At 61.4% G+C, this 15,889-nt stretch carries 18 protein-coding genes; 11 read left to right on the plus strand and 7 right to left on the minus strand.

Annotated features, from left to right (window positions below; all coding sequences use genetic code 11):
- The 4 genes from JJ869_RS07115 to dksA form a co-directional block, all read right to left on the minus strand.
- Positions 1-730, minus strand: a 730-nt coding sequence (locus tag JJ869_RS07115; RefSeq protein WP_292265581.1) for a molybdopterin biosynthesis protein, incomplete at its 3' end; no start/stop codon positions are given.
- Positions 727-1,695: an XdhC family protein gene (locus tag JJ869_RS07120; RefSeq protein WP_292265638.1), complete on the minus strand. Its 969-nt coding sequence runs from the start codon at positions 1,693-1,695 to the stop codon at positions 727-729. The genes JJ869_RS07120 and JJ869_RS07115, both read right to left, overlap by 4 nt.
- Before the next feature lie 76 nt (positions 1,696-1,771).
- Positions 1,772-2,953: an FAD-dependent monooxygenase gene (locus JJ869_RS07125; protein WP_292265583.1), complete on the minus strand. Its 1,182-nt coding sequence runs from the start codon at positions 2,951-2,953 to the stop codon at positions 1,772-1,774.
- A gap of 74 nt (positions 2,954-3,027) precedes the next feature.
- On the minus strand, positions 3,028-3,450 hold the full coding sequence (gene dksA / locus JJ869_RS07130) for an RNA polymerase-binding protein DksA (protein WP_292265585.1): 423 nt from the start codon (positions 3,448-3,450) through the stop codon (positions 3,028-3,030).
- 165 nt (positions 3,451-3,615) lie between these two features.
- Between dksA and JJ869_RS07135 the strand changes: the two genes are divergently transcribed.
- Positions 3,616-4,458, plus strand: coding sequence for a MoxR family ATPase (locus tag JJ869_RS07135; protein WP_292265587.1), 843 nt, complete (start codon positions 3,616-3,618; stop codon positions 4,456-4,458).
- Positions 4,459-4,522: 64 nt separating this feature from the next.
- Here JJ869_RS07135 and JJ869_RS07140 read toward each other — a convergent pair whose 3' ends face one another.
- Positions 4,523-5,641 (minus strand): class I SAM-dependent RNA methyltransferase, encoded by a 1,119-nt coding sequence (locus JJ869_RS07140; protein WP_292265589.1) that lies wholly within the window; start codon positions 5,639-5,641, stop codon positions 4,523-4,525.
- Between the two features lie 287 nt (positions 5,642-5,928).
- On the opposite strand from JJ869_RS07140, the gene JJ869_RS07145 reads away from it, so the two are divergent.
- The 8 genes from JJ869_RS07145 (at position 5,929) to JJ869_RS07180 (ending at position 11,494) form a co-directional block, all read left to right on the plus strand.
- Positions 5,929-6,381, plus strand: coding sequence for a GNAT family N-acetyltransferase (locus JJ869_RS07145; protein WP_292265590.1), 453 nt, complete (start codon positions 5,929-5,931; stop codon positions 6,379-6,381).
- A 3-nt stretch (positions 6,382-6,384) separates the two neighbouring features.
- Positions 6,385-7,755, plus strand: a complete 1,371-nt coding sequence (locus JJ869_RS07150) for a DUF2927 domain-containing protein (protein WP_292265592.1) — start codon at positions 6,385-6,387, stop codon at positions 7,753-7,755.
- Positions 7,752-7,919 (plus strand): apolipoprotein acyltransferase, encoded by a 168-nt coding sequence (locus JJ869_RS07155; RefSeq protein WP_292265594.1) that lies wholly within the window; start codon positions 7,752-7,754, stop codon positions 7,917-7,919. The genes JJ869_RS07150 and JJ869_RS07155 overlap by 4 nt, the downstream gene beginning before the upstream one ends.
- Before the next feature lie 160 nt (positions 7,920-8,079).
- Positions 8,080-9,264 carry a VWA domain-containing protein gene (locus JJ869_RS07160; protein ID WP_292265596.1) on the plus strand — a complete coding sequence of 395 codons (1,185 nt, stop codon included), beginning with the start codon at positions 8,080-8,082 and terminating at the stop codon, positions 9,262-9,264.
- A complete protein-coding gene (locus JJ869_RS07165; protein WP_292265598.1) occupies positions 9,261-9,620 on the plus strand; it encodes a hypothetical protein in 360 nt (119 codons plus the stop codon). The genes JJ869_RS07160 and JJ869_RS07165 overlap by 4 nt, the downstream gene beginning before the upstream one ends.
- Complete coding sequence (locus JJ869_RS07170; protein WP_292265599.1) at positions 9,617-10,228, plus strand: DedA family protein; 612 nt, start codon at positions 9,617-9,619, stop codon at positions 10,226-10,228. The genes JJ869_RS07165 and JJ869_RS07170 overlap by 4 nt, the downstream gene beginning before the upstream one ends.
- Before the next feature lie 63 nt (positions 10,229-10,291).
- Positions 10,292-10,723 (plus strand): OsmC family protein, encoded by a 432-nt coding sequence (locus JJ869_RS07175; protein ID WP_292265601.1) that lies wholly within the window; start codon positions 10,292-10,294, stop codon positions 10,721-10,723.
- Between the two features lie 78 nt (positions 10,724-10,801).
- Complete coding sequence (locus JJ869_RS07180; protein ID WP_292265603.1) at positions 10,802-11,494, plus strand: M48 family metalloprotease; 693 nt, start codon at positions 10,802-10,804, stop codon at positions 11,492-11,494.
- 60 nt (positions 11,495-11,554) lie between these two features.
- On the opposite strand, the gene JJ869_RS07185 is transcribed toward JJ869_RS07180, so the two are convergent.
- Together JJ869_RS07185 and JJ869_RS07190 are read right to left on the minus strand one after the other, a co-directional pair.
- Positions 11,555-12,652 carry a hypothetical protein gene (locus JJ869_RS07185; protein ID WP_366510416.1) on the minus strand — a complete coding sequence of 366 codons (1,098 nt, stop codon included), beginning with the start codon at positions 12,650-12,652 and terminating at the stop codon, positions 11,555-11,557.
- Between the two features lie 48 nt (positions 12,653-12,700).
- Positions 12,701-13,480 carry an SDR family oxidoreductase gene (locus JJ869_RS07190; protein WP_292265605.1) on the minus strand — a complete coding sequence of 260 codons (780 nt, stop codon included), beginning with the start codon at positions 13,478-13,480 and terminating at the stop codon, positions 12,701-12,703.
- 135 nt (positions 13,481-13,615) lie between these two features.
- On the opposite strand from JJ869_RS07190, the gene JJ869_RS07195 reads away from it, so the two are divergent.
- Both JJ869_RS07195 and JJ869_RS07200 read left to right on the plus strand, forming a co-directional pair.
- On the plus strand, positions 13,616-14,107 hold the full coding sequence (locus JJ869_RS07195; RefSeq protein WP_292265607.1) for a hypothetical protein: 492 nt from the start codon (positions 13,616-13,618) through the stop codon (positions 14,105-14,107).
- Positions 14,108-14,170: 63 nt separating this feature from the next.
- Positions 14,171-15,778: a peptide chain release factor 3 gene (locus tag JJ869_RS07200; RefSeq protein ID WP_292265609.1), complete on the plus strand. Its 1,608-nt coding sequence runs from the start codon at positions 14,171-14,173 to the stop codon at positions 15,776-15,778.
- Positions 15,779-15,889 lie beyond the last annotated feature (111 nt).

Here is a 15,889-nt window from a genome sequence, read left to right on the forward strand (position 1 = left end):
CAACATCGTAGAGATCGGATGTGGCCGATCCGGTCAGAATACACAGCATGTCATAGTTAGGCGCGGCCGCGACCAGAGCTTGGCGCAACGCCTCAGCCTCGTGCGGCACGACAGTCTTGGGGCCAAGGGCAACCCCCATGCGGTCGAACCGCTGCCCCATCGCGCGCTGACCCTTGGCGCTGTCATCCCGCCCACCGACGCTGGTCTGGATCAGCAGCGCCCGCGTGTGCGTCACAGGGCGCAGCGCCAGTGCGTCCTGCCCGGCGGCGCAGGCGGCCGCAACGGCGGCTTCGGGTGCGGCGTAAGCGATGATCTTGACCGTCGCCACCATGCCACGCGCCGCGCTGCGGTGCCATTCGGGAACCGTGGCCACGGTGACCATTGGATGGACCGCGTTGACGGCGTTGATCTTGGCCGCGTCGATCTGGACCACTCCGTTCCGCGTTGCATAGATGTTCACCCGCCCAGTGCTGGCAGGGGCCACCCGCAAATGCACCGCTGCCGGGTCTGGCACCAGCGCCTGCGCGAGCCGTTCTGCGGCGCGATCCTCGTGCACATCATCAGCGTCAAGTCGGGCCACAGTAACGTGGTGTACCCCAGCCGCCGAAAGTTTGCTCAGCGCGGTCGCATCCAGCGTGACGCCCTTGCGCAACCGCCCTTTGGGCAGAGCGACGGAATGCGCAAGGATTGCGCCCTCTGCCTCGGCCAAGGGAACCGCGCCGAACTTCATGCGCCTTTCCGCAAAACGCGGGTCATTTCCGCGAGGATCGATACCGCGATTTCCGCAGGGCCAGATGCGCCGATGTCCAACCCGATGGGGCCGTGGATCAGCGCGATCTCGGCATCGTTGAACCCGGCGGCCATCAGACGATCCACCCGCTTGGCATGGGTGCGTGTCGATCCCAGCGCACCGATATAGAAACACTCGGCCCGCAGCGCCTGTTCGAGCGCCGGATCGTCCAGTTTCGGATCGTGCGTCAAAAGCACCAGCGCAGTGCGGCTGTCCAATCCAAGTTGGCTGATCGCCTCGTCCGGCCAGTCATGCAGGATGGTTTCACCCGGAAAGCGACTGTCAGACCCAAACGCCTCGCGCGGGTCGATCAGCGTCGGGTCATAGCCCGCGATCCGCGCCATCGGCACCAGCGCCTGCGCAATATGCACCGCGCCCACGATGATGAGCCGCAACGGTGGATTATGAACAGCGACGAAAGTGCGTGTGTCTTCGACGAAGCCGGAGCGATCCATACGGAAGGCTTGCGTGTGGCCGTCGGTGGTCAAGGTCCGCGTTCCGGCCTCCAGATCAACCACATAGGCCACAGGTTTGCGCGCGGTGCGATATTTTACCAATTGGTCAAGAATGTCCTCAGGCAGCACCGCGCCCACAGGCTCCACCAGAACCCGGATGGTGCCACCGCAGGCCAGACCCACCGCAAAGGCATCCTGATCGCTGACCCCGAACTCGAGCTCGCGCGGTTTGCCATCGGCAAGTGCGTCCATCGCCTCAACCACGACAGCGCCTTCGACGCAGCCACCCGAAACAGACCCCTCGATCTCGCCCTCGCCGGAGATGGCAAGCTGTGATCCGACACGGCGCGGCGCGCTGCCCCATGTCTCGATCACCGTTGCGAGGACCGCGCCCTTGCCGGACCGATGCCAGTCGAGCGCCGTTTCGGGACACCTGTCAAACCGCTCCATCATCATGGTCTCCTTTGGTCTTTGGCTGGACCATATCACGCCGCGCGGCGCTGTCTCCCCCTGCGATGGTGGTAGGTCACGCAGTCTGAGATCGCGTTACATCATACCCGTAAAGCCAGTCGAACCGACCCAGCATCTGTCCCGGTGACACCCGACTGAGCAGACCCAACGCGGTATGGGCGGCAAAGCGGAACGGTCCCGGAGACAGGTGGTAATTGCGGGCGTTCTTGCTGGCCGCGTCGATCACCCGTGTGACCCGTTCCTTGCGGCGAAATTGGTATGCCGCGAGACCTGCGTCCATGTCAGAGGCCTGCGCCAAGGCATCCGCCAGCACCCACGCATCCTCCATCGCCATGTTGGCGCCTTGTGCCAGAAACGGCAGGGTGGGATGTGCCGCATCCCCGAGCAGTGCCATGCCCGCCCCGTGCCAACGCGCCGCGACGGGATGGCGGAACAGACCCCAGACACCCGGCGCGTTGGCCTGCGACAGGATCTGGTGCACTTCGGCATCGAACCCGGCAAAAGCCTTGCGCAGATTGTCGGCATCGTCTTTTTGCGACCAGCTTTCGGCGGCCCATTTGGCGCGCTCTTCCACAGCGACGACGTTCAGCAGTGACCCGTCGCGCAGCGGATAGGTCACCATGTGCCGCCCCGGCCCCATATGCACCCGCGCATGGGCGGGATGACCGGTGCTGTTGGGCACGATACAGCGCCATGCGACCTGACCGGTGAAGAACGGCTTTTGCGCCGCATTCAGGACCGGCCGCACGGCAGAATGGATACCATCGGCACCAATCACCAAATCGGCGTCGCGGGTGTCACCGGTGGCCAGAACGATGCGCGGGCGGGGTCCGGGGGTGACCGTATCCACACGCTGCAGCAGCCGCACGGTCACGCCCTGATCGCGGGCCGCGGCGGACAGGAGATCGACCAGATCGGCGCGATGCACAAAAAGGTAGCGCTGGTCGGGTGGCAAGCGGGTCAGATCAAGCCGTGCCACCTCGGACCCGTTGCTGCCATTGCGCAGCGACACCGCCTGCCCTTGCACCGAGCGGCTGGCCAGATCATCGCCCAACCCCAACGCTTCGATGACCCGCAACCCGTTCGGGGAGACCTGAATGCCAGCACCCACTTCGGTGATGGCCTGCGCCTGTTCAAGCACCGTCACGCTGGCACCGCGCTGGCGCAGCGCCAGAGCACAGGTCAGGCCACCTATGCCGCCACCGGTCACGGTTATGTCCAATGCGTTCAGGTCCAAGACCCCGTCCCCTCAAAACAAACGCGCCAGAGCAAGTGCCCCGGCGCGCCAATTCCGATTACATTCGTCGCGCGTCAATCGTCGCGATGCACGCGCTCGCGCCGTTCATGGCGCTCTTGCGCCTCGAGGCTCAGCGTGGTGGTCGGACGGGCCACCAGACGCTTGCGCGAGATAGGCTCGCCGGTGGCCTGGCAATAGCCAAACTCGCCCTCATCGATCCGACGCAGCGCAGCGTCGATCTTGGCAACCAGCTTGCGCTGACGGTCCCTGATCCGCAGCTCGAGCGCGCGGTCGGTTTCTTCGGAGGCGCGGTCTGCGACATCCGGAATATTGCGTGTGCCGTCCTGCAGACCTGCAATGGTGGATTTGCTGTCGCTCAGAAGTTCGTTGCGCTGTTCCAGCAGTTCCCGACGGAACCACTCGAGCTGACGCTCGTTCATGAAGGGCTCATCCTCGGCGGGTCTGTAGTCGTCGGGCAGGAAAGATTCGGCTTTCATCTTGGTTCCCTTAGCTAAGCCAGTATCCGTCATAGAAATTCCCTTAGATATCTGGCACCCCTGTGCGCAGCACTTAACCGAAGGCCCAGGGGATGTCACTACCGAATAGCTGCACAATAGGGTGATTTCGAGGCAATGGGTCGATGAGACAAAAGGTAAAAGAATATGAGATTTGAAGGCACGGACAGTTATGTGGCAACCGACGATCTGACCATCGCGGTGAACGCCGCCGTGACGCTGGAACGGCCGCTTCTGGTCAAGGGAGAACCCGGAACCGGCAAGACGGAATTGGCGCGGCAGGTGGCGGCGGGGTTAGGCCTGCGCATGATCGAGTGGAACATCAAGTCCACCACCAAGGCGCAGCAGGGCCTGTATGAATACGACGCGGTGAGTCGTTTGCGAGACAGCCAGTTGGGCGACGAACGGGTCAACGACGTGCGCAATTACATCCGCAAGGGCAAGCTGTGGCAGGCGTTTGAGGCGGATGAAAAAGTCGTGCTGCTGATCGACGAGATCGACAAGGCGGATATCGAGTTTCCAAACGACCTTTTGCAGGAACTCGACAAGATGGAGTTCCATGTCTACGAGACCGGCAAGACAATCAAGGCTCGGCAGCGACCCATCGTCATCATCACCTCGAACAACGAGAAAGAGCTGCCCGACGCCTTCCTGAGGCGGTGTTTCTTTCACTACATCCGGTTTCCCGATCCGGACACATTGCGCCGCATCGTCGAGGTGCATCATCCGGGGCTGAAGGAGGCGCTGCTGACCACCGCGCTGACGCAGTTCTACGAGCTGCGCGAACAGCCGGGATTGAAAAAGAAGCCGTCAACTTCGGAAGTGCTCGACTGGCTCAAGCTGCTCTTGGCCGAGGACATGACGGCGGAGGATCTCAAGCGCGACGGGGCGAATGCGCTGCCCAAGCTGCACGGGGCGCTTCTCAAGAACGAGCAGGATGTGCATCTCTTCGAGCGGTTGGCCTTCATGGCCCGGCGCGAACGGCGGTAAGATCGGGGCGCAGATGCGTCGACGCATCTGCGCGTTTCCGTCGACGGAAACGGTCGGCGACCACCTATTTCAGTGGCCCGGTCTGGAAGAGTTGGATCTTGAGGCCGCCATGCGGGATTGGCGCGCTCACATTGCGGAAATGCAGCCCCGTGGCCCGCGCCAAACCCTTGTCCGAGGTGATGATGCCCACGCGCCAGCCCTTGAAGCGCTCTTTCATCACCGTGCCGAACGACCCGTAAAGCGCAAAGAGCAAGTTTCGGTTGCCGATCCGCGCGCCATAGGGCGGGTTGACGATCACAAGGCCCGGCGGGCCGTCGGGCGGGGTAAGGTCCGCCACGGCCTGATGGGTGAAGCTTGTAATACCCCCTACCCCTGCCCGGTCGGCATTGGCCGTGGCATTGGCGATGGCACCGGCATCGCGGTCATAGCCATGGAAGCGCAAATCAGTGGGTTTGGGTTCCGCAAGTGACGCCTTGAGCGTGGACCAACCCTCTGCATCGAAGGACCCAAGATCCTCGAACCCGAAGCGGCGGTCGCGGCCGGGGGCAAGGCCCATTGCCATCTCGGCCGCTTCGATCACAAAGGTGCCTGAGCCGCACATCGGGTCGAGCACGGGTTCTGACCCGTCATAGCCACAGGCGCGCAGGAATAAAGCGGCGAGCGTTTCGCGCATGGGGGCCTTGCCGATGGCCTGTTTATGGCCACGTTTGTGCAGACCCTCGCCAGAGGTGTCGAGGCTGATCTCGCAGAGGTCGTCTTCAATCCGCACCCGCACGATCAGGCCGGCCTTCTCGATGGGTTTGGCCCCAAGAGCATCGGCGATTGCGGTCTCCACCCGTTCGGTGGCGGCGCCTGCGTGGTAGATGCGCGATTTGCAGCACGTCGCCTCCACCCGGTAGGGCACGTCGGCGCGCAGAAGCATTGTCCATTCGATCTTGCACGCCCGCTTGTCGAGCTGCGCCAGATGCATTGCGCGGAACCGAGCCACCCGCGCCAGCACCCGCCCCGCCCCACGCAGCAAGAGGTTTGCGCGCCAGACCTCGGACCAGTCGCCGTCGCAGGTCACACCACCGGGAACTGCAGTCGCATTTGCAAAGCCCAAGGCCGCGGCTTCGTCGCGCAGAAGGCGTTCAAAGCCCGGCGTGCCGGAGAGGAAGATGTCGAGCGGAGCGTCTTGTGTCATTGGCGCGGCTTACCCTGAATTTCACGGAACCGATAGACACCGTCTTTGCGCCCGCGCCAGGACCACACACACGGCGCTCCCCAAGACCTGATCTGTTGCCTATTTGCACAGGTTAACACTCTGATTTTAATCAACTTTGCACTAGATTCGCGAATCGGACGAAAAAGTGATTCGGGCCGATTCGTTCGATCTAGGCAAAAACCATCTTTTCGCCGTAAGCTGCCCTCACAGAGGACAAAAAAACCGCGGAGCATCAAGCATCCGCAACGAGCAGGCAGGCTTCATACGTGTCCCAAACCGAACTGAACGTGCGCTTTTTGCGTGTGGACGACTACGACTCGTGGTGCGCTTTGTGGCGTGGTTACCTGACGTTTTACGAAACGTCAGTACCCGACGCCGTGTACGCGTCGACCTTTGATCGGCTGCTGGGAGATGACCCGCAGGACTACTCTGGGCTGGTGGCAGTGAAGGACGGCGTTCTGGTGGGCTTGGCCCATTATCTGTTTCATCGGCATTGCTGGAAGATCGAGAATGTCTGTTACCTTCAGGATCTTTACGCAGATCCCGCCGCACGCGGCATGGGGGTTGGTCGGGCGCTGATCGAAGCCGTCTATGCCCAAGCAGACGCAGCCGGTGCGCCGTCGGTCTATTGGACCACGCAGGAGTTCAACCACACCGCCCGCCAGCTTTATGACCGGATCGGTCAATTGACCCCGTTTATCAAGTATCAGCGGGGCTGACGGATGCGCCGCTTCCTTCTGCCGCTCTACCTGTTTCTGGTTGCCTGTATGCCGGTGTCGCAATCCGAGCCCGCAACCCGCGCCGTTTTTGTCGACTCCAGCCTGCCGGCGATGAAAGTGTTCTCGGTGCCGCGACCACAGCCCGTTCAGACATCAAATGCGGATCTTGCGCGGGATTTCATGGACTTGGCGATGACGCTGGAATCCGGCCGCGATCTTGAGGTGTTCACCCGTTTCGAGGAACCGATCAGCGTGCGCCTGATCGGCAGCGTACATCCCACTGTGCCCAGCGATCTGGACCGGCTGTTGCATCGCCTGCGCACCGAGGCGGGGATCAACATTTTTTCGACCGTGGCTCCGGAGGCCAATATCACGATTAACGCGGTCAGTCGGGCGGAGATTCAACGGTTCCTGCCACAGGCCGCCTGTTTTGTTGTGCCCAATGTGTCGACGCTATCGGAATACCGGCAGGCAAGGCGCACGAACCGGGTGAACTGGGGCAAGATCACGAACCGCACGCGTCTTGCCATCTTCCTGCCCAATGCCTCTAGCCCACAAGAGGCGCGCGACTGCCTGCACGAAGAGTTGGCACAGGCTCTGGGGCCGCTCAATGATCTCTACCGCCTGCCCGATTCCGTGTTCAACGACGACAATGTGCATACGGTGTTGACCGGCTACGACATGCTGATCCTGCGAGCGTATTATGATCCGGCGCTGCAGAACGGGATGTCGCGCAGCGATGTGGCAAGCCGTATCCCCGGAGTCTTTGCGCGTATTCACCCGGAAGGAGAAGCGCTGCCCGCGCTCCGTACGGCCCGAACACCCCGGCCCTGGATCGAAGCCATCCAGACCGCGCTTGGTCCAGGAGCCTCGCCGATCACGCGGCGGGCAGCCGCAACCGAGGCGATGAGCATCGCCTCTGCCATGGGGTGGCAAGACCATCGCCGCGGGTTCACCCATTACGCCATGGGGCGCATTCTTCAGAGCACGGATCCCGAAGCGGCACGTGCGCAGTTTCTGCAGGCTGACACTTATTTCGCGCGAACACCAAATGCCGAACTGCACCGCGCCTATGTGGCCTCGCAATTGGCGGCCTATGCGCTGACCGAGAACAATCCCGAAGCCGCGATCCACTTGACGGGCATTTCAATCGATCTGGCTGCACAGCATGAAAACGCGGCACTGCTCGCGACGCTGCTCATGCTGCGCGCTGAGGCGTTGGACCTTGCTGGCCGGGTCTCTGCGGGGGCGGATGTGCGTCTGGACAGTCTGGGATGGGCACGATACGGGTTCGGCTCGGACTGGTCCGTGCGGGCAAAACTGCGCGAGATCGCGTCACTCAACCCGCTGACAAGGGCCAGAGGCAGTTTATGATCGTTATTGCATGCGCCCTTCTTGGCGCCATTATTGGGTCCATGACCGCAAAGCGGCGCAAGGGAAACCGCGCGGATATGTGGCAATACGGAACGGTTTACGCGATCGCGTTTGCCCTGGGCGGCCTGATCCTGACGATTGCCATCGAAAAACTGGTGTTCTGAGCGCAGACACGATGCGTCGACGCATTGTGTGTTTCGGTCGACCGAAACATTAGTGCCATCTGCACCCGACCTCGCGTGGCGGCCTCCACCCGGGATATTTTTGAACCCGTGACAACAGGCGCGGCTGGTCATGGCACTAAGCGCTTGCTAGATCAGGCGCATGTTTGTGCCCTTCTTCGACACATTGCGATCCAACGGCGTTCCCGTGTCCCTGCGGGAGTACCTGAGCTTTCTTGAAGCGATGCGCGCCGGTTTGGTGACCTATGATCCCGAGGCGTTCTACTATCTGGCCCGTACCGCGATGGTGAAGGACGAGCGGCATATCGATCGGTTCGATCGCGCCTTTGCCGAAGCCTTCAAGGGATTGGAGCACCTGACCACCGATGGTGTGCTGGACGCGTTGGAGCTTCCCGAGGACTGGCTGCGCAAGATGGCCGAAAAGCACCTGAGCGATGAGGAAAAGGCCGAGATCGAGGCGCTTGGTGGGTTCGACAAGCTGATGGAAACCCTGAAAGAGCGGCTGAAGGAACAGAAAGGCCGACATCAGGGCGGCAGCAAGTGGATCGGGACAGCGGGCACCTCGCCCTTTGGGGCCTATGGCTACAATCCCGAAGGCGTGCGCATCGGGCAGAATGAAAGCCGCCACCAGCGCGCGGTCAAGGTCTGGGACAGACGCGAGTTTCGCAATCTGGATGACAGCGTCGAGTTGGGCACCCGCAACATCAAGGTGGCCCTGAAGCGCCTGCGCCGCTGGGCGCGTGACGGGGCAACGGAAGAGCTGGATCTGGATGGCACCATCCGCGCCACTGCGGAACATGGCTATCTTGATGTGCAGACGCGGCCAGAGCGGCGCAATGCGGTCAAGGTGATCCTGTTTCTCGACATCGGCGGGTCGATGGACCCGCATGTGAAGGTGGTGGAGGAGCTCTTCTCGGCCGCGCGGGCCGAGTTCAAGCATCTCGAACACTACTATTTCCACAACTGCCTTTACGAAGGTGTCTGGAAGGACAACCGCCGCCGCTGGGACGCGCAGACGCCCACGATGGAGGTGCTCAACACCTATGGGCCGGACTACAAATGCATCTTTGTCGGCGATGCCAGCATGTCCCCCTATGAGATCGCCTATGCTGGGGGTGCTAACGAGCATTGGAACGCAGAAGCTGGTCAGGTCTGGCTGCAACGGGCGCGGCAGCAATGGTCGCACAATCTCTGGATCAACCCGACGCCCGAGCGGCAGTGGCACTACACACAGTCGATCCAGATGATCCGCGAGATCTTCGAGGATGCGATGGTGCCCATGACGCTTGAAGGCATCAGTCGAGGGATCAAGGCCTTGGCGAAATGACCTCAGCGGTGCGCAGGCTTTGGACGGATCACAAGCTCTTGCTGGCGGGATTCCTGCTTGCCCTCGCGGTCATGCTGTTCTTCGCGGTTCGGTCGGTGATGTTCTGGGTGTACTGGGCCGATCCCGCACATCGGGAAGAACCCATCGCAGGCTGGATGACCGCGCGCTACGTCGCCCATTCGTGGTCGATCCCGCCAGAGATACTGCGTGACGCGCTGGAGGTGCCAGCAGACGCGCGGCGCCTGACCATCGACGACCTGGCCGAAGCGCGCGGTGTCCCTGCCGAGGAGATCATCCGCCAGATCGAAGCAATCATTGCGGCGCACCGTGCCGCTGACCCGGTGCAAAAGCCTTGACCGATGCGCTCTTTGGACTTGTCGCCAATTACGGCGTGTGGGTTCTGGCGGCGTCGTGCTATCTGTCCTGTCTGCTTGTCCCCATTCCCACGTCCCTGTTGATGCTGGCAGGTGGAGCCTTCGTGGCGGCGGGTGACCTTGACGGCGGAACCGCCTTTGCCGGTGCATGGCTAGGCGCCGTTCTGGGCGACCAGACCGGGTTTGCCATCGGACGCCGGTTCGGGCCGCTTCTCGAACGCTTCACCGCGCGCCGCGAGTCCCGAAAACGGATCTATGGTCGCGCGATGGACACGGTCCGCCGGAAAGGCGAGATCGGCGTGTTCTTCAGCACATGGCTGTTTGCGCCCTTGGGGCCTTGGGTCAACATGGCGGCGGGGGCGTCCGGTCTGCCGTGGTTGCGCTTTACCCTGTGGGACGCGGCAGGCGAAGCGATCTGGGTCTTTGGCTATATCGCACTCGGTTACAGCTTCGCCGGACAATTGATCCTGATCTCGGACCTCACCTCGAGCCTGTCGGGGTTCCTTGTTGCCGGGTTGATCACCGTGGTGCTGGGCTGGATGCTGTTACGGCGCGCGCGGAGATCGGGTGGGGACAAACGCGGCGCTTAGACGGAACCCGTTTGACCCGAATGTCGTTGGCCTATCGAACGCAACCCAGAACGGGAGACAGACATGATAAACAAGACAGCAACCGCACATTGGACCGGCAGCGTCAAAGAGGGAAAAGGCCAGATTTCAACCGAGTCAGGCGCGCTGAGCACCCAGCCTTACGGCTTCAACACCCGGTTCGAGGACAAGCCGGGCACAAACCCGGAAGAACTGATCGGCGCAGCGCATGCGGGGTGCTTTTCGATGGCGTTTTCGATGATCCTTGGTGACTATGACGCGGTTGCGGACGCAATCGACACCAAAGCGACCGTCAGTCTTGAAAAGCAGGATGCGGGTTTCGCGATCACGAAGATCCATCTCGACATGACGGCGACAATTCCCGGCATCAGCGAGGCTGACTTTCAGGAAGCCGCCAAAACTGCCAAGGAAAATTGCCCCGTTTCCAAGGTTTTGGCCGGGGCCGACATCACGATGGACGCAAAGCTGGTCGGCTGACCTTTTTTTGACCGGCAAGCACTGCGCAAGCTGTGCGTCGTGCTTGCCGCGCGACATCTGCAGCCCCATATCTGGGGTATGTTGAAACTCACCCCGATCCTTCTTGCCATCCTCTACGCGCTAGCCATGTACCATTTCTCGGTCTGGCGGACGAAGCGTGAACTGGATGCGCGCTCGACCGAACTGGCCGATCCACGCCTCAAGGCGTTGACGGACAGATTGGCAACGGCCCTCGATCTGGATCGCATCCGCGTCCACATTTACGAGATCGACCCGGTGAATGGCCTTGCCGCGCCGGATGGCCGGATTTTCATCACGCGAGGGTTCTACCGCAAATACCAAACCGGCGAAGTGACTGGTGAGGAGCTTGCCAGCGTCATTGCACATGAGTTGGGGCATGTGGCGCTGGGTCATACGCGCCGCCGGATGATCGACTTTTCAGGTCAAAACGCGCTGCGCACAGCGCTTGCGATGGTGCTGTCGCGCTTTTTGCCGGGCATCGGAATCCTGATTGCGAACTCGATTGCCACTTTGCTCGCCGCGCGCCTTTCGCGTGGTGACGAATACGAAGCGGATGCTTATGCAGCAGCCCTCTTGCACAAGGCGGGGATTGGCATCGGGCCGCAGAAATCGCTGTTCCACAAGCTGGACGCGTTGACCCAGTCTCGGGCCGGAGTGGTTCCGGCATGGCTTATGTCGCATCCCAAGACAGCGGAACGGATTGCGGCGCTGGAGCAGCTTGAAACGCGCTGGACCAATCTGCCGACCTGATCTTCTTCTCTTTCCAAATACGCGAAATCACCGGCCGCACCTGCGCGGCCAGCAGCCAACTTAGACAAGGGTGACGGCCGCTTCGGCCCGGTCCTGTCCATTGACCTGCGCCGTGACAAGATGCGGACCGGGGTGAAGCGTAAAGGTGGATGCGCCCTCCTTGAGCCGATGCGCCTTTTGCAGGGTCAGCGGAATACCGGGTTTCAGATTCGCAGCCTTCAGCTTGAACACCTTTTCGCCGTCGCGCCCGTTTGGGCGATGAAACCGGATGCGGTAGTCCACCATCACGGGCAACGCCTCATCGGCACACAAAGACACCTCGATCTGCAGCGCTTCGCCAATAGCGACGGGATTGGGGGCGACCTTTAGCGTGACTGAGACATCGCAATCCTGCCGATACCCAAGCAGCGCCAAAGCCTCTGCCTCGCCGCGTTTGACGGCAGTGCGCAGGGCGTGACGGGTCATCCAGTCGAGTTCCTTGGGTTTCTGACGCTTGGTTTGTTGCCACGCTTTCAGATGCGTGACGACCCGGTCAGGTGCATGACGGGTGAGGTCGTTCATGTGATTGGCGACGGATCGCGTCACATAGCGCGTCGGATCGGCATGCATCGCATCCAGAAACCGCAGCGGCACCAGCGGATCAAGTTGGATATTGGCGGCCCAAGGCAAACGCGGACGTGTTCCTTCGCTGACAAGTCGGCGCACATGGTAATTGTCATGCGCGACCCAGCGGTCCAGCCGCGCAAGGGTCTCATCGGGCCAGCGGTTCAGGAAGGGCCGGAGGTAGAACTCCATCGAAAATCGTTGAGTGGCCGCCTCGAGCAGGTCAAGCGCACGGTCGCGGTGGTCTTCCAGCCCGTGACGGACAGCCAGAATGCCGGGGACCGCATGGATGAAGCGGCCGAAATCATCGTCGGTTTTGGTGGGGTCCAGCGGCGCGGGCATCGCCGCCACCAGCGCGTCCGCCATTGCCGGAAACCTGTCGGGCAGTTGCGCCGCAATGCAATCGGCCAGCCAATCAAGCCGTTCGAGCAGCCCGCGCGAGGACAACCCCGCGAGGGCTTCAGACAGAAAGCGGTCCGGATCAAACCCCGGCAGAATGGCGTACTCCGCCGCCAGATCACCGATGGTGCGGGCATTGAAGAGCTCGTCCTTCAAGGAAAATCCCTGCGACTGCCCTGCCCCGTCCGGTCCGCGCGCCATGGCTTAGATGGTCGCGTTGGTGCCGCCACCATCAATCAGGATGTTCTGGCCCACGATAAAACCCGAATGCTGCGAACAGAGGAATGCACAGGTCGCGCCGAATTCCTGCCGCGTGCCATAGCGCCGCGCCGGGATCGTCAACTGCCGGTTCTTGCGCGCCTGTTCGACCGAGATGCCCTGCGCTTTGGACACACCGCCGTCCAACTGATCGGCGCGGTCCGTGGCATGGATGCCCGGCAGAAGGTTGTTGACGATCACGCCGTATTCCGCCACCTGCCGCGCGGTTCCGGCAACGTACCCGGTCAGACCGGTACGCGCCGCGTTGGACAGACCCAGCGCCGGGATCGGTGCCTTGACCGATTGTGAGGTGATGTTGACCACCCGGCCCCAGCCGCGGTCGATCATGCCTGGCATCAGCGCCGTCATCAAAGCGATGGGGGTCAGCATGTTGCCATCCAGCGCCTTGATGAAATCCTCGCGGCCCCAATCCGACCAGATGCCCGGAGGCGGGCCACCGGCATTGGTCACTAGAATGTCCACGCTGCCAGCGGCGTCGAGGACTTTCGCGCGCCCCTCTTCGCTCACGATATCAGCGGCGACGGCCGTCACTTCGACCCCGTATGTCTTGCGGATATCCTCGGCGGCGGTCTCCAACGCCTCGGAACCTCGCGCGTTCATGACAAGATTCACACCGGCCTCTGCCAGGGCTTCGGCACAGCCACGCCCCAATCCTTTGCTCGACGCGCAAACGAGCGCCCGCTTTCCGCTGATCCCAAGATCCATTCGATCACTCCCAATTTGGTCAGAATTGTCCGCGAAATGCCACGGCCTGCCCTTAGAGGTGCCACATTTCCAAACAATCTTAAACCCATACCGGTGCGCGTTCCTGAACACCGGTCTGCGAAAGAGTGTTTGTTTATGTCTGCTGCCACTGGTCTCATGTTACCCCGCTTCAAAGCCTGCCCAGCCGATGGCGTGCGCGCCGAATTCGGCGTGTGCAGAGGCGATCCGATCCGCCACATTCAGGATTTGATCCTTGGTGACACCTTCCTGCCCAAGCGCGATGCAAGATGGGTCACGGTCCAGTCAGCCGATGTTCTGCACGAAACCTTCACGCTTGATCTTGCCGCCAACGTGCCGACACAGGAACTGGTGACGCTGGCAGAGCTTGTCTTCATGACAACGACGGGTCAGCGCCTCGACGTGTTCGTCACGGTGTGCTGCGGCAAGCTCTATTTCGTCTCGGATACCGAATTCCGCAGCGGCGTCGAATACGTTCTGATCGACATTCACCGTCGCGAAGATGCCATGGTTCCGGCATTCATTCCCGAACAGGATGCCGTGGTGGTTCCGATGACGGTGGGCGAGCCAGCAAAGGCGACCTCTCCCAACCTGCGTCTCATCGGCTGATCCAACCCGTTCGACACACGCGACTTATAGACAAGTCGTGCTGCGCCACCTATATGCGCGGCCATGCTGGACATCCTTTCAAATCGCCCTGACCTGCCCGCCGAAATCGCGCGGCGTCGAACCTTTGCCATCATCTCGCATCCCGATGCGGGCAAGACGACGCTGACAGAAAAATTCCTTCTGTACGGCGGCGCCATCCAGATGGCGGGCCAGGTGCGTGCCAAGGGCGAAGCGCGGCGCACGCGGTCGGACTTCATGAAGATGGAACAGGACCGCGGCATTTCGGTTTCGGCCTCGGCAATGTCGTTCGATTTCAAGAACTTCCGCTTCAATCTTGTCGACACGCCCGGGCACTCGGACTTTTCCGAAGACACCTATCGCACGCTCACAGCGGTAGATGCCGCAGTCATGGTCATTGACGGTGCAAAAGGTGTGGAAAGCCAGACGCAAAAGCTGTTCGAAGTGTGCCGCCTGCGCGACCTGCCGATCCTGACCTTCTGTAACAAGATGGACCGGGAAAGCCGTGATACCTTTGATATCATTGACGAGATTCAGGAAAACCTTGCCATCGACGTGACCCCGGCCAGCTGGCCCATTGGCGTCGGTCGGGATTTCCTTGGCTGCTACGACATGATCCGCGACCGTCTAGAGCTGATGGACCGCGCCGACCGCAACAAGGTCGCGGAAAGCATTGAAATCAATGGGCTTGACGATCCAAAGCTGGCGGAACATGTACCTGCTCACCTGCTGACCAAATTGCGGGAAGAGGTCGAGATGGCGCGCGAGCTGTTGCCCGAACTGAATCCGCAGGCCGTTCTCGAAGGCCACATGACCCCGATCTGGTTCGGCTCTGCCATCAACTCGTTCGGCGTCAAGGAACTGATGGACGGGATCGGTGTCTACGGCCCGGAACCACAACCGCAGAAAGCCACCCCACGGCAAATTCTCCCAGAGGAAACAAAGGTTTCCGGCTTTGTCTTCAAAGTTCAGGCGAATATGGACCCCAAGCATCGGGACCGTGTCGCCTTTGTCCGCCTGGCGTCGGGACACTTCAACCGTGGCATGAAACTGACCCATGTGCGGTCCAAGAAGCCCATGGCGATCACCAACCCGGTGCTGTTTCTCGCGTCTGACCGGGAACTGGCAGAAGAGGCTTGGGCAGGCGATATCATCGGCATTCCGAACCACGGGCAATTGCGCATCGGTGACACGCTGACCGAAGGAGAGGCGCTGAAGGTGACTGGCATCCCGTCCTTTGCACCGGAACTGCTGCAAACCGTGCGGGCCGGCGATCCGATGAAGGCAAAGCATCTGGAAAAGGCGCTGATGCAATTCGCCGAAGAAGGTGCGGCCAAGGTGTTCAAGCCGATGATCGGTTCCGGCTTTATCGTCGGAGTCGTGGGCGCGCTGCAATTCGAGGTGCTTGGCAGCCGGATCGAGCTGGAATACGGCCTGCCTGTGCGCTTCGAGGCGTCGCAATTCACATCGGCCCGCTGGGTGCATGGGAATAAGGTGGCGGTCGACAAGCTGGTCCAAGCCAACAAGCAGCACATGGCCGAGGACAATGACGGGGATGTCGTCTACCTGACGCGCCTGCAGTGGGATATCGACCGCATCGGTCGGGACTATCCGGACGTGACCCTGTCTGCGACCAAGGAAATGATGGTCTGACCAAAGCCCGTTCGAACGGGCTTTGGCACGCGACATGCAGATCGCGTCAACAAGCGTCTTCTAAGACGCTTGAAACAAGGCATTTCGAAATGCCTTTTTCGTTGATCGAAG

This window comes from Marivita sp. (assembly GCF_017643905.1).
Classification (GTDB): domain Bacteria; phylum Pseudomonadota; class Alphaproteobacteria; order Rhodobacterales; family Rhodobacteraceae; genus Marivita.